This window comes from Paenibacillus sp. ov031 (genome assembly GCF_900143165.1).
Taxonomy (GTDB): domain Bacteria; phylum Bacillota; class Bacilli; order Paenibacillales; family Paenibacillaceae; genus Paenibacillus; species Paenibacillus marchantiae.
On the sequence record NZ_FRDO01000001.1, the window covers coordinates 705,876 to 728,253 of the forward strand.

General features: G+C 45.2%; 18 protein-coding genes. 15 read left to right on the forward strand and 3 right to left on the reverse strand.

Features of this window, described 5'->3' with window-relative positions; translation table 11 throughout:
* Positions 1 to 56 precede the first annotated feature (56 nt).
* A complete protein-coding gene (locus BUA17_RS03230; protein ID WP_072732579.1) occupies positions 57 to 1,022 on the forward strand; it encodes a sugar phosphate isomerase/epimerase family protein in 966 nt (321 codons plus the stop codon).
* 310 nt (positions 1,023 to 1,332) lie between these two features.
* On the forward strand, positions 1,333 to 3,483 hold the full coding sequence (locus tag BUA17_RS03235) for a hypothetical protein (RefSeq protein ID WP_072732580.1): 2,151 nt from the start codon (positions 1,333 to 1,335) through the stop codon (positions 3,481 to 3,483).
* Between the two features lie 176 nt (positions 3,484 to 3,659).
* Here BUA17_RS03235 and BUA17_RS03240 read toward each other — a convergent pair whose 3' ends face one another.
* Positions 3,660 to 4,244 (reverse strand): P-loop nucleotide/nucleoside kinase family protein, encoded by a 585-nt coding sequence (locus tag BUA17_RS03240; protein ID WP_072732581.1) that lies wholly within the window; start codon positions 4,242 to 4,244, stop codon positions 3,660 to 3,662.
* A 297-nt stretch (positions 4,245 to 4,541) separates the two neighbouring features.
* On the opposite strand from BUA17_RS03240, the gene BUA17_RS03245 reads away from it, so the two are divergent.
* Positions 4,542 to 4,877: a PadR family transcriptional regulator gene (locus BUA17_RS03245; protein WP_024631897.1), complete on the forward strand. Its 336-nt coding sequence runs from the start codon at positions 4,542 to 4,544 to the stop codon at positions 4,875 to 4,877.
* Positions 4,874 to 6,223 carry an FtsW/RodA/SpoVE family cell cycle protein gene (locus tag BUA17_RS03250; RefSeq protein WP_072732582.1) on the forward strand — a complete coding sequence of 450 codons (1,350 nt, stop codon included), beginning with the start codon at positions 4,874 to 4,876 and terminating at the stop codon, positions 6,221 to 6,223. The genes BUA17_RS03245 and BUA17_RS03250 overlap by 4 nt, the downstream gene beginning before the upstream one ends.
* Positions 6,224 to 6,284: 61 nt before the next feature.
* Here BUA17_RS03250 and BUA17_RS03255 read toward each other — a convergent pair whose 3' ends face one another.
* Positions 6,285 to 8,063 (reverse strand): ABC transporter substrate-binding protein, encoded by a 1,779-nt coding sequence (locus BUA17_RS03255; RefSeq protein ID WP_072732583.1) that lies wholly within the window; start codon positions 8,061 to 8,063, stop codon positions 6,285 to 6,287.
* Positions 8,064 to 8,197: 134 nt separating this feature from the next.
* On the opposite strand from BUA17_RS03255, the gene BUA17_RS03260 reads away from it, so the two are divergent.
* The 3 genes from BUA17_RS03260 (at position 8,198) to yidC (ending at position 11,090) form a co-directional block, all read left to right on the forward strand.
* Positions 8,198 to 9,844, forward strand: coding sequence for a DUF4153 domain-containing protein (locus BUA17_RS03260; RefSeq protein WP_072732584.1), 1,647 nt, complete (start codon positions 8,198 to 8,200; stop codon positions 9,842 to 9,844).
* A gap of 92 nt (positions 9,845 to 9,936) precedes the next feature.
* Positions 9,937 to 10,287, forward strand: coding sequence for a hypothetical protein (locus BUA17_RS30555; RefSeq protein ID WP_176854315.1), 351 nt, complete (start codon positions 9,937 to 9,939; stop codon positions 10,285 to 10,287).
* The gene (gene yidC, locus BUA17_RS03265; RefSeq protein ID WP_063563432.1) at positions 10,224 to 11,090 is read left to right on the forward strand and encodes a membrane protein insertase YidC; all 867 of its coding nucleotides are present in this window, start codon (positions 10,224 to 10,226) and stop codon (positions 11,088 to 11,090) included. Before BUA17_RS30555 ends, yidC begins: the two co-directional genes overlap by 64 nt.
* 145 nt (positions 11,091 to 11,235) lie before the next feature.
* On the opposite strand, the gene BUA17_RS03270 is transcribed toward yidC, so the two are convergent.
* Positions 11,236 to 12,351 carry a helix-turn-helix transcriptional regulator gene (locus tag BUA17_RS03270; RefSeq protein ID WP_072732585.1) on the reverse strand — a complete coding sequence of 372 codons (1,116 nt, stop codon included), beginning with the start codon at positions 12,349 to 12,351 and terminating at the stop codon, positions 11,236 to 11,238.
* 129 nt (positions 12,352 to 12,480) lie between these two features.
* Here BUA17_RS03270 and BUA17_RS03275 point away from each other — a divergent pair, with 129 nt between their 5' ends.
* The 8 genes from BUA17_RS03275 to BUA17_RS03310 all read left to right on the forward strand — a co-directional run bounded on the left by BUA17_RS03275 (position 12,481) and on the right by BUA17_RS03310 (position 22,353).
* Positions 12,481 to 13,188, forward strand: a complete 708-nt coding sequence (locus tag BUA17_RS03275; protein WP_083584562.1) for a class I SAM-dependent methyltransferase — start codon at positions 12,481 to 12,483, stop codon at positions 13,186 to 13,188.
* The gene (locus BUA17_RS03280; protein ID WP_072732587.1) at positions 13,172 to 14,269 is read left to right on the forward strand and encodes a saccharopine dehydrogenase family protein; all 1,098 of its coding nucleotides are present in this window, start codon (positions 13,172 to 13,174) and stop codon (positions 14,267 to 14,269) included. Before BUA17_RS03275 ends, BUA17_RS03280 begins: the two co-directional genes overlap by 17 nt.
* A gap of 88 nt (positions 14,270 to 14,357) precedes the next feature.
* Positions 14,358 to 14,651, forward strand: coding sequence for a hypothetical protein (locus tag BUA17_RS03285; RefSeq protein ID WP_064638826.1), 294 nt, complete (start codon positions 14,358 to 14,360; stop codon positions 14,649 to 14,651).
* Between the two features lie 80 nt (positions 14,652 to 14,731).
* The gene (locus tag BUA17_RS03290; protein ID WP_072732588.1) at positions 14,732 to 16,024 is read left to right on the forward strand and encodes an amidohydrolase; all 1,293 of its coding nucleotides are present in this window, start codon (positions 14,732 to 14,734) and stop codon (positions 16,022 to 16,024) included.
* 203 nt (positions 16,025 to 16,227) lie between these two features.
* Positions 16,228 to 18,192: an ABC transporter ATP-binding protein/permease gene (locus BUA17_RS03295; protein WP_072732589.1), complete on the forward strand. Its 1,965-nt coding sequence runs from the start codon at positions 16,228 to 16,230 to the stop codon at positions 18,190 to 18,192.
* 45 nt (positions 18,193 to 18,237) lie between these two features.
* Positions 18,238 to 18,906 (forward strand): response regulator transcription factor, encoded by a 669-nt coding sequence (locus BUA17_RS03300; protein WP_072732590.1) that lies wholly within the window; start codon positions 18,238 to 18,240, stop codon positions 18,904 to 18,906.
* Positions 18,903 to 20,240, forward strand: a complete 1,338-nt coding sequence (locus tag BUA17_RS03305; RefSeq protein ID WP_083584563.1) for a sensor histidine kinase — start codon at positions 18,903 to 18,905, stop codon at positions 20,238 to 20,240. The genes BUA17_RS03300 and BUA17_RS03305 overlap by 4 nt, the downstream gene beginning before the upstream one ends.
* 277 nt (positions 20,241 to 20,517) lie before the next feature.
* Positions 20,518 to 22,353 carry a UbiD family decarboxylase gene (locus BUA17_RS03310; protein ID WP_072732591.1) on the forward strand — a complete coding sequence of 612 codons (1,836 nt, stop codon included), beginning with the start codon at positions 20,518 to 20,520 and terminating at the stop codon, positions 22,351 to 22,353.
* The last annotated feature ends 25 nt before the right edge of the window (positions 22,354 to 22,378 follow it).

Here is a 22,378-nt window from a genome sequence, read left to right on the forward strand (position 1 = left end):
GAGAAGATTCATCAGACATTGAACGGGTTGAACATCGCATATAGGAGGACAAAGCTATGTTTACCGACAAAAAGGAATATTCATTTTCAACTTGCTGGAACATCAAACGTCACACTACGGGTCAGGGCATGATTGAGGAGATCAAATCCCTAGGCTTCAGACAGGTGGAGCTAAACTATAACGTGACGGACGAATTGCTTCAAACGATTGAACCAATGATTGAACGGGGAGAAATCGGCATATCCAGTGTGCACAATACATTTCCACATGTAGCTGATCCAGATTATGGAACCGACTCGGTTCTGCTCGGTTTCGACGATGAGCCTCGTCGAAAGCGCGCCATTAAACTGCTGCTCCGTTCAGCTGAATATGCACACCGGTATGGTGCGAAGGCAGTCGTCGTGCATCCAGGCGAGGTGCCGTTTGAATATAATATTGATGAAGCATTGAAAAAGATATATCACGATCAAGGGCCGGACTCCTCGGACTATCAATCGTTGTGGCAAGAAATGTTGGAGAAGCGTGAGGCGAGTAGCGCACATTACCTGATGCGGATTCAGGAGAGTCTGGAAGAAGTGTGTGATTTGTCAGAGCAGCGCGGATACGGGGTGAATTTCGGCATTGAGACTCGATCACGCTGTTACCAAATGCCGACGCTGCAGGAGGCGGGCGCACTTATCCGTGGAATGAAAGGGGCACCACTCGGCTTATGGTACGACATCGGTCACGGCATGATGATGGACCGAATGGGGCTTTATGATAATGTACGCGAAGCAAATGAATTGATCGACCATGTCGTCGGGGTCCATATTCATGAGACGGTAGGCTTATCGGATCATTGGTGTCCTTATATCCATAGTAAGGACATGGCATTTTTTGATTCATTCCTGGATATCATTGATCGTTCTCCGGTCAAAGTATATGAGTTGAAAGCAGCCTGCACACCGGAAGAGATTGATGAGAGTCACCAGTTAATTACAGCTCGTATCGCCGGACGTCAAGCGGCACGGCAGCACGGATAATCTGGCAAGAGAACAGCGGTGAAAAATAAACGTAAAGAGAGCGGTCAGAATAATCTTACCTTTTGGGTTAAGTGGTATTCTGCCGCTCTCTTTCCGATGTGATATTTTCTAATCTGTAATTATAAGATATAATATGCATTAATCAGGCTATGGTATCCCTTCCTTCTGAACTCTTACAATGGTATTAGGGGTGCCGCTTCCCTGATTTTTTTAGTTTTTTGGACTGTGTTATACATATGAAGAACCGCCACGAGCTAGGCCAAGTATACCAATGCTGAATATATTATCGTCATATGGGAGAGTACAAGTGATGGACTTATTCTCAATCTATTTCAGCAGGAATTTGAAAGTGATCATTGCAGAGCGCGAGGGCAAGCTGCCTGTGCGTATATTGGCGACTGCACTGAGAAATTTGGAATCGCTGGGATATACGTTTTCGACGAAACTGATAGATGTGCTGGATACCTGGGAACGTGACAGATTCGTTTTCTGGTTTGAGCAATTGATAGATGAGCTTCGAAAGATGAAAGGAATCAATTTAAAGGAAATCCTCGTGTATCCGAAATTTCCTAAGCGGAAAATGAATATTCAGGAAAGTAAATTTTATTTAAATGCTTTGATGCATTCCTGGAGACAGCAGTCTTTTGAACAGGAGCAGCGCATATTACTGCTGAACAAGCTGCGACTGCGTGTGATTCATCTCGGCAGTGAAGCAGATTTTTACCAAGTAGGAATGGACCTGCTTACAGCAAAATCTTCGTTAATGCCAGTTGCAAGAGAGCAGTTGACCTGGTTTGCAACAAAGTACGAAGGCTGGTCCACATTTGAGCCTGAGGCAGGGCAAATACCTGTGAGGGAAAATGCAGCCGTTTATTGCGCGGCTTTATTAAAGGCGGAGCGTGCTTCGGTGAAGCAACTCCAGCGACATTTGCGCACGGCAACAGATATATTGCGGCTGGCGGTAGCGTGTTCCGATGGAGATGTCAGTCTGAAGGAGAACACCCGCTTCCGTTCATTTACTCGATCTGAACGTCGGGTAATACTTGCTTTATTGGAGGGTGCTTCGAACCCGCTGGAAGATTTGTTTCGATATAAAGGGCGCTGGCAGAGATTGGCCGAGCGACTGCATCCAGGTGAATATCGTCACCGTTATCCAGGGGCAATAGTGGCGCTGGACCAGTTGCGACGTGGGGAACGACCGCTTACCTTTCATGGCCGAGTGGAGCGGGCATTTGAACAGAAGGATAACAAGCTTATTGTGGAGACGCTTGCGGAACGTCCGGGAGAGATGATGGGTCAGCTGGACCGAATGATACGTTCCGGTGTTCCGGTACAGCAAGTGATCGGCAAAATGGAAACTGTGGAAGAGAAGGTATCGACAAGGGCGCTGCTTCGAGTGTTGGCCCACTTCAGCACACGGACGGAGTTTCAGGTCAGGAGGAGCTTTTTCCGCCAAGGCAACACGGCAAATCTGTATGTCTCCACTCAACCGCTACCGTCCCTCAACGTTGAGGATGTTCATGCGGTGATATCGGCGGTAGAGCATACACTGTTGAAACGGTTTGCCGTGCTTCCACCACTCGGTAATGTCTACATTGATGAAAGACTTCAAGAGTTTTCAGTTCCATGGGGAAAACGCCGGGCAAGCGAATCTCTTCGAGCTCTATCGCGTGCGTCATGGATATCGTTACCCACAGGAGATACCGTTCGTTTTTTTCTGTCGTGGAGAGAAGGCCTGGGCGGTGATGAGCGAATCGAACGTGTGGATACCGATCTGTCGGGTGTACTGTATGATGAGGATTGGCGTTATATGGACCAAACATCCCGGACCCCTCTGAAATCGAATGAATATATAGCTGCAAATAGTGGGTTTATGGTGACTGCACCGGATGGAGCGGCGAAGTATATGGATCTGCATTTGCCGTCCGTTTCTAGGTTAGGGGCACGTTATATTGTAATCATGGTTAACGCATTCAGGGATAATGCTATCAAGGATTTGCCGGAGTGTTATGCTGGCTGGATGATGCGTCAGGTTCCACAGTCGGATGAAATGTTCGAACCTTCAACGGTGCAGGAGCGAATCGATCTGACGGCAGATTCCCGTAATTGTATTCCAGCCATTATTGATGTACAGGAGCGGTGCATTTTGTGGTGCGATCTTGGCTTAAAGAGACAGCCTAAAGCGCATCATCCGATGGGAGACAACAAAGCCGAATTGGCTTTGATCGCCCGGGCAATGACGGAGTTGAAACGACCAGATTTATATACCTTATTCATGCTTCACGCTAAAGCGCGGGGAACATTGGTTGAGACATTAGGAATGGCCAATCTCGTATTTACAGCAGAACTGGAATCCAATCGTGTGGCTGAAGTGGCAGAGTATCTGACAGAAGGCCCACCCGTGGAGCGCACTGTGATTACACCTCTGGAGCAGGAGTATATTATGAAGCAGTTTTTGTAACGATGTAGGTTCGAATGTTTGGTCATAGATCATTGTAAAAGGGGTATTTGTCACGTTCGACCTGCGCGGGTCACCATGACAAATACCCCTTTTGGTGTGGATTATATATTTCTGAGCCTATAGGTAGCATGAAAGAGAATGGAGAAGTTAAAGGTCGTTCCATTCCATTTCACATTTTATTCGTACATTCGTTGTTCGACTTCAGCAAAAGCGATATCAGGGTTCTCATCGGAATTATCGATATAAGCCACGGCTGAGGCGGGCAAGGGCCAGGCTACTTGTTTACGGGCAAGTGAAGCTGTGAAGGCATCCCAGTTCTCCAGCTTCCACTTATCCAGCTGTGATTGTCTGGCTGTAATCCGCTCTCGATACAAAGCTTCATTTGCAAGATAAATATAGGCCACACGTACATCTGTATCATCCAGGGAACGTCCAATCTGTGCGAGTTCCTGCTCGATCCAGTCCGGAGTTCCGATTTCTTTGGTAAAGGGTCCTACAACAACCGTATCGATACCCAATTGCACATTGTCTAGTGCTGCATCTATCGTAATACGGTATCCCAAATCACGACACAGCCGTTTGTATTCCGGTGAATCTCGATCGGATGGATCGAGTCCCTGCAGGGTCATTATTGCTTCAGCAGCAGGACGCAGCAGGATATCCATATCCAAAAAAGCTGCTTTATGTTTACGCGAGAGGGCTTTAGCAAGGGTTGTTTTGCCGCTCCCGGCCCCGCCAAGAAAGAAAATCAGTTTGCTCATGGTTTGAATTGCCTCCTCATAATGAATAGAAAGAATATGTAATGTGTGAGTACGAATAAGAGATTCATAATGGCACCTCAGGTGTGAAATGACTTGTTTATTTTATCATAAACGCCTTCAATTGATAGCTAGACAGAAAAGGAAGAATCAGGTAATATTATACCTAGTTTTACTATGCATAGATTTCCGATGTATATAGCTAAGTGGTTTTATTAGGTTCATTTGAAGTTCTATGAACTGTAGTAAAAGTGGTAGTTTTTATTGTACGTTGAAGCATGAACAAAGGGAGTGACAGCATTGCAGGTAAACAAACAAATGATTAAAGGCAGCACGGAGACATTGATTCTTACGTTATTGAAGGAACAGCCGCTTTACGGTTATGAATTGATCAAGGAACTCCATCGTCAATCCGAGGGTGTGTTTAATTTAAAGGAGGGTACGTTATATCCCATTCTGCACGCGATGGAGCTTGAGGGATGGGTGGAGTCTTACTGGATGGAGGTTGAAGGTAGGAAACGTAAATATTATTCCATCTGTGACAAGGGTGTGGAGGCGTTACAGCATAAAAAAGCCGAGTGGCTTTTATTCCGCGGTGCCGTGGATCGGGTGCTTGGGGAAGGAGGCTTAACATGACGGATCGACATGAGAAGATTAAACATTATCTTGATCAACTGTGTAGTCAGGTTAAGGCACGTGAAGTACATACTGATCTGCGTGATGAGCTTGGCAACCACATGGAAGAAATGATGTTGGACAAGGAGCAAGAGGGACTGAGCCAGGAAGAGGCAGCTGCATACGCCATTGATCAGATGGGTGATCCCGCAGTGGTGGGCAAAAGTATGCACAGATTGCATCGTCATCGTATGCATTGGGGGCTGTTAGTTGGATTAATTGGTTTGTCTATAACTAGCCTGTTACTGATATGGATTTTTACGACGAATGTCGCAGATGAAAAGTATCAGTCCTTATATCGGGGGCATGTGGTGTATACCGTTATAGGTGTAATGTTGATGTTGTTCTTTATTTACTTTGATTATCGTAAGTTGAAAAAAGCTGCTTGGTGGATATATATTCTACTTAATGCCCTTTTGTGGATTAATCCAATGATATCTACGGATTTTTATGGTATGAGCAGATTCCTGATTGCACCACTTGGATTTGTAATAGACCTTACCACTGCTTCAGTGTGGATTTTGCCACTTGCCATAGGGGCAATTGTGCAGGACAAGCTTCGTTCAAACTGCAATATGCAATCCATATTGACCTATATTGCTCTGGTAGCGTTACCTGTAGTGCTATTGTTTCAAATGTCGGACTGGGTTCGCATGTTTCTGTTTGGCACAATGTCCATTATTTTATTTGGTTGGCTCACGCGAAAATGGCTTTATACAGCCTTAGGTGCTGTTGTAACAGGAAGTATTTTTGTATTGTTATTGTTTTTTGCAGATCAATACGGACGCCTGAAGAGGCTTTCTGTCGTTTTGAATCTTCAGGATGACCCTTACGGTGGCTATAGCAACAATTCCATTATTGAAATTATTCAATCAGCCGGCTGGTGGGGGAATGGAATTGATACAACGTTCGACAAGTTTAAAACGAGTTATTTAGATTACCCAGGTGTGCTGCTCATTGATGTGTTTGGCTGGTCAGCCGGAATACTGTTATTGGTGGGTATCATCTGGTTTGTTGCCAGTATGGTGAAGATCCTTCCTCACATTCGGGAAGATTTCGGTCGAATGATAATTATCAGTATCACATCTATGTTTGCGTTGCAAATCATCTATTCGTTGGCGATGACTACCGGGAAGGCTCCAATTCTTAGCATTGTTTTTCCTTTAATAGGATATGGAAATCACCTGCTTTTCGAATATGCTATGCTCGGTTTACTTCTCGGTGTGTACCGTCGGAAGGATACCATTTCCAAGAAAAATGAAAAAATACGGCAGAAGGTGGATGCCGACCCAATGACCAGTTCATAAGCATGCAACATCATTACCGCATCTAGAAACGAATGGATTGTTATGCTCATTTAACGAGCATTCATGGGAACCAGATATGTCTGAGGTTTACCCATCCCTGGCTGTTAAAGGAGAGGCCACGAACGGAAGGCAGGTAGGCAGTCTCCACATGTTTTTCAGTTAAATGGAATAATAAACTCTGCTGCACCAGAAATTGTTCGATCCGATCCAGTTCGGCAGTTCGGTCTGCTACTATTTGCGAAGCAACAACAGTTTGCAGCATCTCTTGAACACTCTTCTTGGAAGATTCCTCCAGATGTTCGGATAAAGTGAGATAGAGATCGTACCTGCGTAATTCTTCGTCCCGGTCCCGAATCAGGGAGAAGAGAATCAGATCGGATTCCAGTCTCAGGTTCCCTTTGAATTGCTCCATCGTGCCTATTCGGACAGTACATGTGAAGCCGTACATTTCCAATGACGATGCCAAACGTCTAGCATCCATCCGATACTGAGGAATGGTTGTGATGTGTAAGGGGATAGGTAGATCAAAAGTAGAGTGCTGAGACAAATAAGTCAATTCTTCTGCATTCATCAACACTTTATCAGCATCTCCTGGATCACCTTCATTACTTTCATTCATGCCATTCCCATACAATTTAGTAATACACGCCTGAACATGTGCTCTTACATCCGGATCGCTTAGCGGTCCGGTTTTTTGTGTATTACAAGTGAGTAATTTGCGTACCATCACGCCTGCACTAATCTGTGTCCAGTCTCTACCCTCAGACGAGGATGGATTATGAACAAGGTGGAAGAAAGGAGATTCGATATCTTGTTTTTCATCCAAATGTGCAGGAGCACTCCACGGGATTTGTAGAATATCTACACGGTCCAGATGGGCTCTGCCTTGAAAATACATCGGAAAAGCTTCAAGTCTGCACAAGTGATCATCCCAGGTTGTAACCTTGAAAGGCCCGGTTCCTATAGGCTTTTGCATGGTATTCGATACATCTGGTTCCTTGTCTCCATCTTTATGTTGCCCGTAAGTGGCTTGTGAAACAATCGCTGCACGGCTCGTAGAAAGAAAGGGCAAAAACAATTCGTGAGAGGCTTTGAGCTTGAAACAAACGGTCAAGGGATCTGTTGCTTCAAGCGATAGAATTTGTTTGCTCACATCGCGGTATAATGTCCGCCGTTCTGTGGATTGCAGTCGTTCAAATGTATACACCACATCCGCGGCTGTCAGCAGGTGTCCATTGTGAAAAGTAATCCCTTTACGCAAATAAAAAAACCATGTTTTCCGATCTGAACTGACATCCCAGGTATGAGACAGACAGGGAATAATCTCTCCGTGTTCATTACGTTGAACCAGCCCGTCGAACACATGACTAGTGACAAAAGATTCTGCCAGCAAATTGATAAAAAGGGGATCAAGGGCGTGCAGTTGTTGGCGGATCGGTAACCTGAGCGTATCAATTCGCTCATTATGGCTACCAGCTTCCGTATGGTGTCCAGAATAACCAAGCAGCCACTGGTTTAGGTGATCCTGCATTGTCGTAGAACTAGAGAAAGCACCAACCTGTTCGGCGGCTTGCTGCAACTCGCGGCGATTCATGGCCTGCATCATGTATTCTGCTGCAATTTGATCAGCCGGAACAAGTAGGGTCAGCGTAGAACGCCGTCCACGTCCGCGCTGGGACACCCACCGAATCCAGTCTTGGGCAACCATTTTTTTGACGATGGTTAATGTGTTACGGTGTGTACACTCGAGCAGTTCCGCAAGGTCAGAGAGCGTTACTTCATGTTCTAATAGTTGACCAAACCGGCTATGAAGCAGCAAATATTGCTGATGTAATTTCAAGGTTTTGATTCCTCCTGGAGGTTGTAGCTGATGCAATATAATAAAATAAGAAGTTTTATCGTTTTTAATTTCTATTTATATTCTTATTTTATCATCTAGAATGAAACCTAGAAAGTTTAATGGAGGTTTTTCCCATGATTGATAAAATAATGGCTTCACCCAACCGCGCTTTAATTACGCTACTATCCGCATTAATGTTAGCTATCATTCATCAGTATTTGTTCTATGGCAAGGATATTGGTGTTTCTTATCCCATCTTTGTTATCCTCTTTAATGGCTTTATGTTCTTGTTTGCCAGGGACCGCATGCGGCGATTGACCATGATTGATGCTTTTATGGCTGGGGTGGTGCTGATGCTGGCGCTAACGTTTCTGTTATACGACAATGAACCGCTGCGTATCCTTAATTTCCTGATCGTACCGGGGCTTATTATCTTACATATGACTTATCTGGTCGGCAGAAAACAGAGACAATGGTGGGACATTGGATTGATCGGTACCGCGATGGACCATTTGCTGCCACAATCCATCCGTCATTGGGGAACGGTCGCAAGCATTGTTGTGAAAACAGGAGGACGTGGGCTAGGTAAAACGCAGAAAACGGCTGCTTTCAAAGTATTCATTGGCCTTATAGCATCCGTTCCCATCCTCATCGTGGTTGTAGCACTGCTGACCTCAGCAGATGGGATTTTTAATGAGTATTTATCCGGTTTTCCGGAATGGTTAAATAAAATGACACTGACACCAGGATTTCCGAGAGTGATCTGGATTCTCATCGCGGGCGTTTTATTGTTCAGTTATGTATGGGGTTTCGTGCAGCCGATGCAATATGAAGCAGATAAGAGAGAAAATGCACATTGGAAAAATGGAAAAGCAATTACGGTTACTTCAGAAATCGAAAAGCGAGAAGATGTTTCCGTGAATTCCATACAGGAGAGTCCTTCCTTGAACTCAATCATAGAGGATCAGCCAGCAAATAAGCCCGCACCTGAGGCAATTTCTACTCAAGCTCATCGTGAACCTTTAAGATTGGACCCCATCATTGTGGGCACGATGCTGTTGGTCATCAACTGTGTGTATGTTCTGTTTGTACTTGTACAATTTTCTTATCTTTTTGGGGCGGGTGAGGGACATCTTCCGTCAGAATTGTCCTACGCAGAGTATGCAAGAAGTGGATTTGTGGAGCTGATACTGGTAACAGGCATTAATTTTTTCATCCTGATTATCGCTCTTCAGTTCACGCGTTCAAGCGGCAAAATAGGTTCTGTTGTGCATCAGGTGCTGCTCTTTGTCCTGGTGGGTTGTTCCGCAATCATGCTGTACTCGGCGTTTATACGTCTCAACCTGTATGAACAGGCTTATGGATATACCTACATTCGATTTCTCGTACATGCATTCATGATTTTTCTGGCGCTACTGCTGCTTATTGCAGCTCTTCGAATCCGTTATACCTCCATACCGTTGATCCGCTGGTATATTGTATTGTCCCTAGCAGCCTATGTGGCAGTCAACTATGTGGGCATGGATAATCGGATTGCAGAGCTTAATATTGCACGATATCATCAGACAGGCATTATTGATGCATCCTACTTGACGAGTTTATCTGCAGATGCCGTTCCGATACTGCGAGAGTTTGCCCAGAGGGAGTACCCGGATTTGAAAGGGGAAATGCTGGAGCATCAAGCTAACTTTGACCTGGATGAAACAGACAGTTCCTGGACTTCTTTTAATATGGCAAGATATAGAGCTAAGCTAGAATTGTCCAAATTGAGAATAGAATGATTTCATCTATCTGTTTTCTAGCAATGAATTTATGCAAAATCCATATGTAAGTGTTATACTATAAAAACTAACCTATAAAGGGGGTGAATCCCTTGTTTGAACTTCAGGAATTGATACCGTATATATTTTCACTCGGACTCATTTTCACAGTCAGTTACGCTTATATTGCCCATCTGCATTGCGGCATTACAGAGTACTGGATGGAAGGTGGGGCCGGAGGTGGTCTGGAACCTGGATTGCCAACCTTGTCCTTGGACGGACAACACAGACCTGAAGCTTTAAGTCGAATCGTCAGACGAAGAGAATCCCCGGATGAAGATGAACCAGATTGCCATTCCTCGTTGTATGTACTTTCTACAAAACAACGAGGAGGATATATATGGAACATAAGACAAGCAAGGGGTTCACTTTTACATCTGGCAAGGGACGGATCTATGGCCTGATTGCAATTCTTTTTGCAGTGATGCTACTGGCTGGATGCAGTAACAACGTCTCAGAGATTAATTCATCAACACCAGGGTTCTTTAACCATTATGTTGTATTTCCACTGTCGTATCTCATTCAGCACATCGCAACGATATTTAATGGAAGTTATGGGGTAGCCATTATTGTGATTACCCTCGTTATCCGTCTTGCGTTGTTGCCATTGATGATGCGACAAGCAAAATCTCAGCAAGGTACCCGAGTGATCATGAATGCTATGAAGCCGGAGATGGATGCGCTCAAGAAAAAGTATGAGGGCAAAAACGACCCAGCCGATAAGCAGAAGCTTTCGCAGGAAACGATGGAGCTGTATAAGAAGCACAAGTTCAATCCGCTGAATATCGGATGCTTGCCACTGCTGATTCAGTTGCCCATTCTGTCAGGTATCTACACGGCTATTCGGCTTACGCCGGAACTATCTTCTCACTCCTTTCTGTGGTTCAAATTAGGAGCGCCTGACTATGTGCTTGCAGTCGTGGTAGCTATTATTTATCTGATCCAAGCCAAGGTTTCGCAAGCCAATATGGCGCCAGAACAACGAAAACAATTCGCAATCATGGGATACATCTCTCCTTTGATGATGGCCTTTTTCTCGCTGTCGGCACCTGCAGCGATGCCGCTGTATTGGACGATCGGCGGTTCATTCCTGGTCTTGCAGACGTTATTGTTCCGCAAATTGTATCCGGTTGAACACCCGAAAGAGCCCGTGGCTGTGCAGGTGAAGAACAAAAACATCAAACCTGCGAAGCCCGCTAAGTCCTAAGTTTTCACTCATGAGATTGGTGCACTAGAATCATATAAATTTAACGTATGTGTTGATATAACGGATGTTCTGCACCATCATGCAGTGCAAAGATGCCTTGTCCCATGGGACAAGGCATCTTTTTTTGTATGTCCAGTTATAACATTCAAATAGCTGGTTCATCAGACAACTGGAAACGGGATACGAAATACCAGATTAACTCACGGCGGGAGGATACGTCTGTTTTGGCAAAAATGGATTTTAAATGATCCTGTACCGTGTAAGCTGATATATGCATTGCTTCGGCAATTTCTTTGGAAGAATAGCTGCGCAGCACGTAACCCAATAGTTCTCGTTCCCGAATGGACAACCCATGACTCTCTGCGAGTAACGGCAGTAAGTCCTGCGGCATAGCCTGTTCAAGCCTGATCGCAATCTGATCCGGACCTGAAAACTGTTGCATGCGGCTGGCATGAAGCACAAGGTAACGGCCATCCAGGAGTTGAATGCAAACTTTGGAAGGCGAATGAAGGATAGGTTCTTGCGCAACCATCAAATCGGAATCTGTACGAATCTGACGCTGTAAATGCGAACTGACTGCACGGACTGGGCGCGGCAATACATCTGGTCCCACATGCTCTAGTAAACGTAATTGTGATAGCCAATATTGAGCGGGAGCGTTCACGGATAACAGCTCGAAAGAGTCCGATGTGATCATAATACCAGGGTCCGAGGGACTTCCGCTCTTAATCTCGTCCATAAGAGTCAGACTTGTGGATCGTAACATCAATGCAATAGAAGGTGTCCAGGTCTGAATGCTTAGTCGCTCCTCTTCCGTGAATACGGGTTGTTCCGTCTTGCGATATAGGGTTAGATACCCCCAACAGGCTCCGCCACTGACCAGTACAGCCCGAAGTTCATCACTGAAACCTGCGGGTTGAAGGATGTTATGATACCGAGCGCTTGCAATAGGGTTTTCGCTTATCGATGCATGAAGGATCGCTGTATAGTCGCCGCTGTGAATCAAATCAGCATACTTATGTATGTCTTCTTCCATGTATTCATTAACGAACAGCCGGTCATGAATGGCTTCAATGCCGTCTTCCGTCACGGCACCTGTTGAGAGAAGAGTCTGTGGATCAACCGTTGTGAAGCAATACGCGTCATAGGGAACGATGTTCTGAATTTGTTTCAGGACAGCTTCCCGGTAGGTGCGCGAGGTCCAGGTTCCTTTTTCGAGAGAAGTAATGAGTCGCTGGTTCGGTTCCATGCGTGATGTCATAAAGCTTTCTCCTCTCCACATGCAGATATCCCATTGTTCTGGGATTGTACGCTCTGCGTATCATTCTATAATGAAATTAGACGAACGAAGAGTCAAGTCTAACTTGAATCCATGAGGAGTGTAGTATCGATGGACCACAATCAACCATCTTTGAACTGGGATACGGCGGATGAAAACCGTTACGAACAATCGATAGCCCTGAAAATTCCGGGTTATTCTCATATGCATGATCTGATGGAGCAACTGCTTGCCGCTTCTATCACGGATAACAACGAAGCTGAGATACTAATTGTCGGAGCAGGTGGAGGTAAGGAATTAGCTCTGCTTGGTTCTCGCCATGCGGGATGGACGTTTACTGGAGTAGATCCTTCCCAGCCGATGCTTCAGTTAGCAGAGAGAAGAGTCCGGGAGGCGGGGATCGAAGCCAGAGTGCAACTTAAATCCATGACGCTTGAAGCGTTACCGGAAGGTGAGGTCTACGACGGGGCAACAAGTATGCTAATGCTGCATTTTATTCAGGGGATCGAGTCCAAAAGACGGTTTCTGTCCAATCTAGCGGCCAGACTCAAGCCTGGGGCGCCACTCATTATTGCAGCAGTGAATGCCGATCTTCATTCGCCTGTATATCCAACCATGATGCAAGCCTGGCAGGATCACATGTTAAGTAATCGTATTCAGCTTGAAGAATGGGAGCGGTTTGCAGCTTCCCTTGGCCGAGAATCTGACCCCATCTCATCTGAACAAATGATAGAGCTGATGAGAGAATGTGGATTCTCGCACATTACACGTTATTTCGGAGCATTTTGGGTGGAGGGATATTATGCGAAACGAGACTAAAACAGATTCTGTGAAAGACCAGATTTGGGTTGTTGGCGGATACGGTCAGGTGGGGCAAATGATATGTACGCAACTGGGACGATTGTTTCCCGGCAAGGTATGGGCGGCAGGTACGCGGATGAATCGGGCTGAGAAATTCAGCCGATCTACGGGTGGTATAGTCCAGCCGCTTCAATTGGATGTACGAAAAGCGATTGACCCTGTTGTGCTTCAATCGGTCAAGTTGGTGATCATGTGTGTGGACCAAACGGATACACGATTTGTCGAGGCTTGTGCGAAAGCAGAGACAGATTATATTGATATTTCAGCCAATTATGACTTTCTGGGTCAGGTCGAACAGCTGCATTCCAAAATGCAGCGTTCCAAAGCAACAGCCATGCTTAGTGTGGGACTGTCGCCTGGTGTGACCAATCTGCTTGTGCGTGAAGCAGGTGCCCATATGGAGCAAGTAGACGAAGCGGACATTACTGTCATGCTGGGGCTGGGTGAAAAACACGGAAAAGCCGCGGTGGAGTGGACTGTGGATCAGATGAATGCTACCTATCAGGTCATGAAAAAAGGTAAGCCAGCCGAAGTGCAAAGTTTTCACGATGGTAAATGGATTGATTTTGGCGCAGACTTGGGCCGCAGGAAAGCATATCGGTTTAACTTTTCGGATCAACACGTCGTTGCTCGTACACTTGATATTCCAACGGTTTCCACTCGGTTATGTCTCGATTCCCGTTGGATGACCAGATCCATGGCAATCTCGAAACGTATGGGGCTGTTCACGCTACTGCGTATTCCCTCCCTTCGTAATGGTACGGTCAAGGCTTTCGGGGTTATTCCCGGAGGGGAGCCGATGTTTGCAGTTAAGGTAGATGCAGTGGGATGGAAAAAGGGCAAACAAGTCCATTTCGAGCAGCTGCTGGTTGGCGAGCGTGAAGCAGATGCAACAGCAGCAGTTGCGGCGGCGGTAGCGGAGAGAATGTATCGGACGGAACTACCGCATGGCGTTTTTCACATTGAACAATGCCTTTCCTTGCAGCATATTCAGGAAGCACTTCGTTTTCCATTGAAAGTAACAACGAAGATTACGTAAATCATATATGTTGTTGGATCATTTTTTTGCTCAGGCTCTCCGATCTGCTATGATGGAACAAATAATCATGGTAGAACGGAGGGAGATCATGAACTGCATTGCTGTATTGCCTTATTACAAAGTACAGAGAGAAGTGACGGGGCTCGCACAGGAAGTACTGCATAGTGATCGGTCCATGATCCTGTACTCGGACAAGATTGTAACGAAATACCGCGAGTTTAATATTACGGAAGTGTTCGACATGTCCTTTCGGAGAATGGGGAATGAAGGTGGTTTTTTCTATCTACATACCAGCACCGGAGTCTATCCTTATATGGTCAACATAGATCCCAAACCTTTTATCCAAACTTTCAGAACGATGACGACTCAAAAATTAACTTAGTCTTGACCTTGCCGTTACGTGAAGGCTTATCCTCGGATTTGGAAGTAAGACAATCCAAACCTAGAGGAGTTGTGAAACGAATGAGTATTTTAATCCAGCAAGCCACAATCTTAACGATGAAAGACACCGATTCCCCCTTCAAGGGGGATATTCGCATTGTTGGCGACCGTATCGTAGAGATTGCTCCCCACATTCAGGCTCAACCGGGTGATGACATTATGGATGGTCAACATAAAGTGGCAATGCCTGGCCTGATCAATGCTCACCAGCATACACCGATGAGTCTGTTACGAGCATTCTCGGATGATCTGAAGCTGATGGACTGGCTTGACCGTAAGATGCTGCCTGCAGAAGCCCGGATGACACCCGAAGATATATACTGGGGAGCACAATTATCCATCGCCGAGATGATCCGTTCAGGAACTACAGCTTACGCTGATATGTACATTCACATGAATGAAATTGCAGAAGCGGTAACGATAACCGGTATTCGGGCATCGCTCACACGCGGCATGGTATTCGTGGAGGATGACGGGGGGCGCAGATTACAGGAAGCTGTCGATTTGGTGCAGCGTTGGTCGGGTAAGGCAGAGGGGCGAATTACGACGATGTATGGCCCACATTCTCCCTATACTTGCCCAGTAGAACCTTTGCGGGAAGTCATCGCGATGGCGGAACGGGAGAACGTACCTATCCACATTCATCTGGCTGAGACGAAAGAGGAAGTTGTGAAGATTCGTGAACGCTATGGCATGACGCCAACGGAGTACTTGGAAGAGGCAGGTATGTTCGAAAAGGCACATGTACTGCTTGCCCATGGTGTACACCTGAATCGCAGAGATATTGGCAGATTGAAAGGCATGCGTGGTGGAGTAGCGCATAATCCGGTCAGCAATCTGAAGCTTGGCTGCGGAATTGCCCCAATTACCGAGATGATTGCACAGGGAATTAACGTGGGTCTTGGAACTGACGGGGCAGGCAGTGCGACAACCATCGATATGTTTGAAGAGATCAAGGCTGCGACCTGGCTGCAAAAGCTGGATTATGCTGACCCTACCCGGTTGTCGGCAAGAGAGGTACTACACATGTCTACACGGGGAAGTGCAGGTCTGTTGAACCTTCAGGATGAAGTAGGTGTGCTGGAAGTTGGGCGCAAGGCCGACCTGATTCTGATTGATCTGAAGAAACCGCATTTGCAGCCGGTTCATGAGCTGGAATCATTGCTTGCATACAGCGTGAATGGCGCCGATGTAGATACCACCATTGTGAATGGTCGTGTGTTGATGAGAGGCAGGCAGCTGCTAACGATAGATGAGGAAGAACTTTTCCGTCAGGTAGAGGTTCGTTCGAAGCGTATTGTGGAAGGGATTTAATGTGCCAAGCGGAACTAAGCAAACGGAGTCCTAATGAATGTAGGGCTCCGTTTGCTTTTCCTTACATATTGATTTTTGACAGCTACAATTCTTTTGCCAGGCAGACGCAAATTGTCCAGTTCATTATCAGTTCACACAAATTTGTTAGAATGTGAAATGGCCAATATAGATAGGGTGTATGACTTGGAGAGGAAGAGATCAAGATGACTATATTAGAAGTAAAACATGTGAAGAAATCATACACGCTGTATGGTAAGGAAAAGGTTCCTGTGCTCCATGATGTGAATTTGAGCTTTGAGACAGGAGAATTCGTCTCGATCCTTGGTGAATCGGGTTGTGGAAAGTCAACCCTTATGAATATTATTGGTGGAATGGACTCCGATTTTGAAGGGGAGATCCTTGTTCGTGGAAAGAACTTAAGTGCTATGACTGAAAAGGAAATGGATGATTATCGGAAGAATAATATCGGCTTTGTGTTTCAAAATTTCAATCTGATCCCGCATCTGTCTGTGCTGGAGAACGTTACGATTGCCATGCAAATGACGGACACAAGTGAAAAGGAACGCAATAAGCGCGCTATAGATATTTTGACCGAGGTCGGGCTGAAGAGTCATCTGAACAAACGGCCTAACCAGCTGTCGGGTGGGCAGAAGCAAAGGGTTTCCATTGCTCGTGCACTATCGAACAATCCAGACATTATTTTGGCGGATGAACCAACAGGTGCTTTGGATAAGGAAAACGGGGATCAAATCTTGGCTCTGCTGGACAGTATTGCGCAAAAAGGGATGCTGGTCATTGCGGTAACTCACTCGCAGAAAGTAGCTGATTCCGGTACGCGTATTGTGAAGGTTGAGGAGGGACGGATTAAGGATGATATCCATCTAAAAGATCGTTCCTTGACCACTTATGAAGGCAGTCGTGGTGCTTCCAGAAACTTGGGCTTACTGGCTTCTTTCAAAATGGCTCTCAAAAATATGAAACTCAACGGCAAGCGTAATGTACTGGTTGCATTGGGTGGGTCGATCGGGATTTTAAGCGTACTCCTGATGCTCTCCTTGGGTAATGGAATAACGACATATATGAACGACGAAATCAATTCAAGTATGGACCCGTTGCTTGTGGATATAACGAAGCCCAGTGCAGATGCCAAAGATATGCAAGGCCCGCAAGCCTTGATGGCAGCAGGCGAACCTTTTACAACAGCCGACATTGAGACTATTCGCAAATTCCCTAATGTGGATCATGTAGAGACCATCACTACCATTACAGGCAAATCGACTATGGTTAATTCAAAGCAAAGTGTGGCACTTACGCAGTTAACGACGTTAACGGATGCTTTTGATCCAGCAACGCTAACAACGGGTAAGCTTCCGGTAGAAAATGAGATGTTGTTACCCCTCGATACGGCGAATAAATTAAGTGGAAATGACCAAGCTGAATCCATGATCGGCAAGTCTGTGTTTCTATATATCAATGAGATGGATGGCAATAATAAACCCGTAACTTTGGAGAAAGAAATAACCATATCTGGTATTTATGAAGCGTCAGATCAAAGATCACCAATGCAGCAATCACCGGGTTACATTTCATCACAGACGTTGGAGCAAATGTATGCGGACAAAGGAATAACGATTGGGCCAATTCAGGTTAACGCTTATGCAACCGATATGAAATATGTCAATGATATTAATGCAGCAGCTGTTGATGCGGGCTTCTCAGGCTCCCAGACGGCAAAAATCATGGAAAATATCACGACATACGTGAACATGGCCACGATCGTTCTGTCTGGTATTGCAGGCATTTCGTTAATCGTATCCGGTATTATGATATTGGTTGTGCTTTACATTAGTGTCGTGGAACGAACGAAGGAAATCGGAATCCTTCGTGCGATTGGAGCAAGAAAGAAGGACATCAAGCGAATTTTCTTTTCTGAATCTGCTCTATTGGGGGTATTCAGTGGTATCATTGCGGTAGTATTTGCGATAATTATTAGTTATGTGTTGAATATTCTCTTGGACAACGCTTTTGGAGCTAAGCTAATAAATCTATCGGGATACTACATTGTGTTCGGAATCGTTGTAAGTACAGTGATTAGTATCATCGCTGGTTTGATGCCATCATCGAAGGCTGCCAAGCTGGACCCGATGGAATCCTTACGATACGAATAAATTTAAGTTGTGAATAATGAAAATTGCGGAAAGGATAATGGATACATGAACACGATTCTTGTGGTGGATGATGATTCCCATATCCGCAAATTAATCCGAATTTATCTCGAAAAAAATCAGTTTTCCGTCGTGGAAGCGCCGGATGGCCAAGAAGCACTGAACATTTTGTCTCATACCAAAATTGATTTAGCTATTGTAGATGTGATGATGCCAAGAGTAGATGGTATTGAACTGACCGAAGACATTCGATCTTATATGGATATTCCGATTCTGATGGTGACTGCCAAGGGAGAATCCAAGGATAAAGTCAGAGGATTCAATGCAGGGTCAGACGATTATTTAGTAAAACCTTTTGATCCTGTGGAGTTAATTTTGCGTGTAAAATCTTTAATGAAGAGATACAACAAGATTTCATCGAATGTTATTCATATAGGCGGTGCAACGATTGATCTGAGCAATTTGACAGTGGAGGCAGGAGCTCAAACGGTTGAATTGAAAAAGAAGGAATGTGAATTGTTGTTTGCTCTGGCGAGTTTGCCAGGGCAAATATTCACACGTACACAGCTTATAGAAGATATATGGGGAATCGATTATGAAGGTGATGAGCGTACCGTTGATGTGCATATCAAAAGGTTACGAGAACGGCTTGAACCGATCCCTAAGTTGATCATTTCGACGATAAGAGGACTTGGATATCGTTTGGAGAGTGTATGAAAATCGTGAGGAAAAGCCTGCGTCTACGAATCGTAGTTACCTTTTTTGGTATTGTGATCGTCAGTTTAATTCTCTCCTTTATATTAAATATGCGATCTCAGGAAAACACACCAAATCATTCTATGGTTACGATTGCCGAAGACATAGCTACGATGATAAATCTGATTGATGATCCGGAAAAAGTGAAAACAAGCTTGGATATCTTTGCACGATACGGCTTGGACATAAACTCCGTGAATGAACAAAGTGAAGTGCTTGCTTCACTACCAGATGATAAAGTTCATGAATTATTCGATGAAAATACCACGGAAGCGTTTATTCTATCCAATAAAGATGAGACAGCGATTGTTGGTGTTCCCAGGATGAATGAAGAAAAAGATGCGCTCCTGATCAAAATTAATTTTTCATCGATTTTTCATAATGTGAAACGTACATTATTTATATCGCTATTAACTGTCTTAGTCATAGGAAGCTTATTAATCATGTTCATGTCTGGGTACATTGTGAAACCGATCAAAAGGCTAACTGCTGCAGCTAAGAAAATGGCTTCAGGCGATCTGTCTGTCCGGTTGAAACATAATAATCCAGATGAGTTTGGTGAGCTGATGGAGAGCTTTAATCATATGGCCCGTGAGTTGCAAAAAATAGACTCAGTGCGTGATGATTTTGTCAGTAATGTCTCTCATGAAATGCAGTCCCCACTAACATCGATTAGAGGATTCACAAGAGCGCTGCAAGATGGTGTCATCCCTTTGGAAGAGCAGAAAGAGCATCTGGATATCATATACGAGGAAACATTACGCCTTTCCAGGCTTAGTGATAATTTACTTCGGTTAGCCTCGCTGGACTCGGAGCACCATCCGTTTAATCTCAGTACGTTCCAATTAGATGAGCAATTAAGAAGAACGATCGTATTAGCAGAACCCCAGTGGGCGCACAAAAATATCAGGATTGAATTGGATTTATTGCCTTGCGAGATCACGGTCGATAAAGATTTGTTTGAGCAGGTCTGGCAGAATTTAATCAACAATGCGATAAAATATACGGGTACCGCTGGGTCCATTCACATCGAAATCGAGATGTCCACGTCATTCGTGAAGGTATCGATTAGAGACTCAGGACAAGGAATACCCGAGGAGGCCCTTCCGTATATTTTCGATCGATTTTATATGGTGGACAAAGCACGGAGCAGTGCTCTTAGAGGCAATGGATTAGGGCTTTCCATCGTGATTAAAATTTTGAAATTGCATGATTGTACAATTGATGTGGAGAGCAGGGTTGGAGAAGGAACGCAGTTTACGGTTACGATCCCCAGACCTTCGACTACATCTTAAGTAAGCTCAATTAGCAATATTGAAGCAATCTTGGTCCTTAGAATACAAGACCCTGTTGCTTAAATATTGCTTTTTGGTGAGCACTGCGTGAAAGATCTGATATATTGTTTTGTTTAGTGGCAGATGATTTGATAAGATAGAAGAGATGTGAGTATCAATCCATTTATATGGTGACGAGAGTGAATTAGATTCAACGTTTTATTCTATCCGCTACCCCTGCACATCTATGTGAATATATGAACATAACAATTTATTATATACAGAATGGAGCCATCCAATGAAATATCGCAATATGGAAGATTGCATTAATGATCTGGAGCAGCATGGACATTTGATTCGAGTGAAGGAAGAAGTGGACCCTCATTTGGAGATGGCAGCGATACATATGAAAGTGCATGAGGCGAAAGGCCCAGCTCTGCTTTTCGAAAATGTGAAAGGCTCCAAGTTCCAGGCTGTTTCGAACCTGTTCGGTACACTGGAACGAAGCAAATTCATGTTCCGTGGAACGCTTGAAGGTGTACAACGTGTCATGGCTGTCCGGGATGATCCAATGAAGGCACTCAAGACGCCTTTTCAGCATATCAGCACCGGTCTTGCCGCGTGGCAGGCTCTACCTAAGCAGAAGTCCATCAGTTTGCCTGTAACCGCGCAAGAGATTCAAATCTCGGATCTGCCGTTGATCAAGCATTGGCCTATGGATGGTGGAGCATTCGTTACGCTGCCTCAAGTTTATTCGGAAGACCCAGACAAGCCAGGCATCATGAACTCCAATCTGGGCATGTATCGGGTACAGCTAAGTGGTAATGATTATGAACTGAATAAGGAAATTGGACTTCATTATCAGATCCATCGCGGAATTGGTATTCATCAGGCCAAAGCAGTCAAAAAGGGAGAACCCCTGAAAGTGAGTGTATTCATTGGGGGTCCGCCGGCACATACACTTTCTGCAGTGATGCCTTTGCCTGAAGGACTCAGTGAGATGACTTTCGCGGGGCTACTTGCCGGCCGGCGTTTCCGTTACAGCTATAAGGATGGGTATTGCATCAGCAATGACGCCGATTTTGTCATCACGGGTGATATTTACCCGGACGAGACGAAGCCTGAAGGACCGTTTGGTGATCATCTTGGATATTACAGTCTGACCCATCCGTTCCCACTAATGAGAGTGCATAAAGTGTACGCCAAGCCGAATGCGATCTGGCCATTTACCGTGGTGGGTCGTCCTCCGCAAGAGGATACTGCATTTGGGGATCTGATTCACGAAATTACGGGTGATGCCATTAAACAGGAAGTTCCCGGTGTGAAAGAAGTCCATGCTGTCGATGCAGCAGGAGTGCATCCGCTTCTGTTCGCGATCGGAAGTGAGCGGTATACGCCCTATCAGACGGTAAAACAGCCAACAGAGCTGCTGACGATTGCGAGTCGTATTCTGGGTACAGGCCAGCTCAGTCTGGCGAAGTATTTGTTTATCACAGCAGAAGATCAGCAACCGCTGGATACGCACCGAGAAGTGGAGTTCCTGACGTATATCCTGGAACGAATGGATCTGCAACGGGACATTCATTTTCATACCAACACAACGATCGATACGCTGGATTACTCGGGAACCGGGTTGAATAGCGGCAGTAAGGTTGTATTTGCAGCCTATGGGGACAAGAAACGGGAATTGTGCCGTGAAGTACCGGAGACATTGAAGGATATCCGGGGTTATAGTAATCCGCAGCTCGTGATGCCAGGAATTGTAGCTATTCAGGGTGCGCCATTCAATAGTTATGCGGATACAGAACAAGAAATGAAGGCATTTACGGACATGCTGAAGGAAAAAGGAAACCTGTCTTCTTGTCCAATGATTGTATTATGTGACGATAGTTCTTTCCTGAGTGCGAATCTCAGCAACTTCTTGTGGGCGACATTTACCCGCAGTAATCCGTCCCATGATATGTACGGTGTGAACAGCAGTTACAACTATAAACATTGGGGCTGTGACCAGATCATTATCGATGCCAGAGTGAAGCCGCATCAGGCACCACCATTAATTCCGGACCCATCTGTTGAGAAAGGGATTGAACGCTTTTTCGTACAGGGAGCGAGCCTGAGTTCAATCAAAATTTAGTTGAATTCAATAAAAGCCCAAAGAT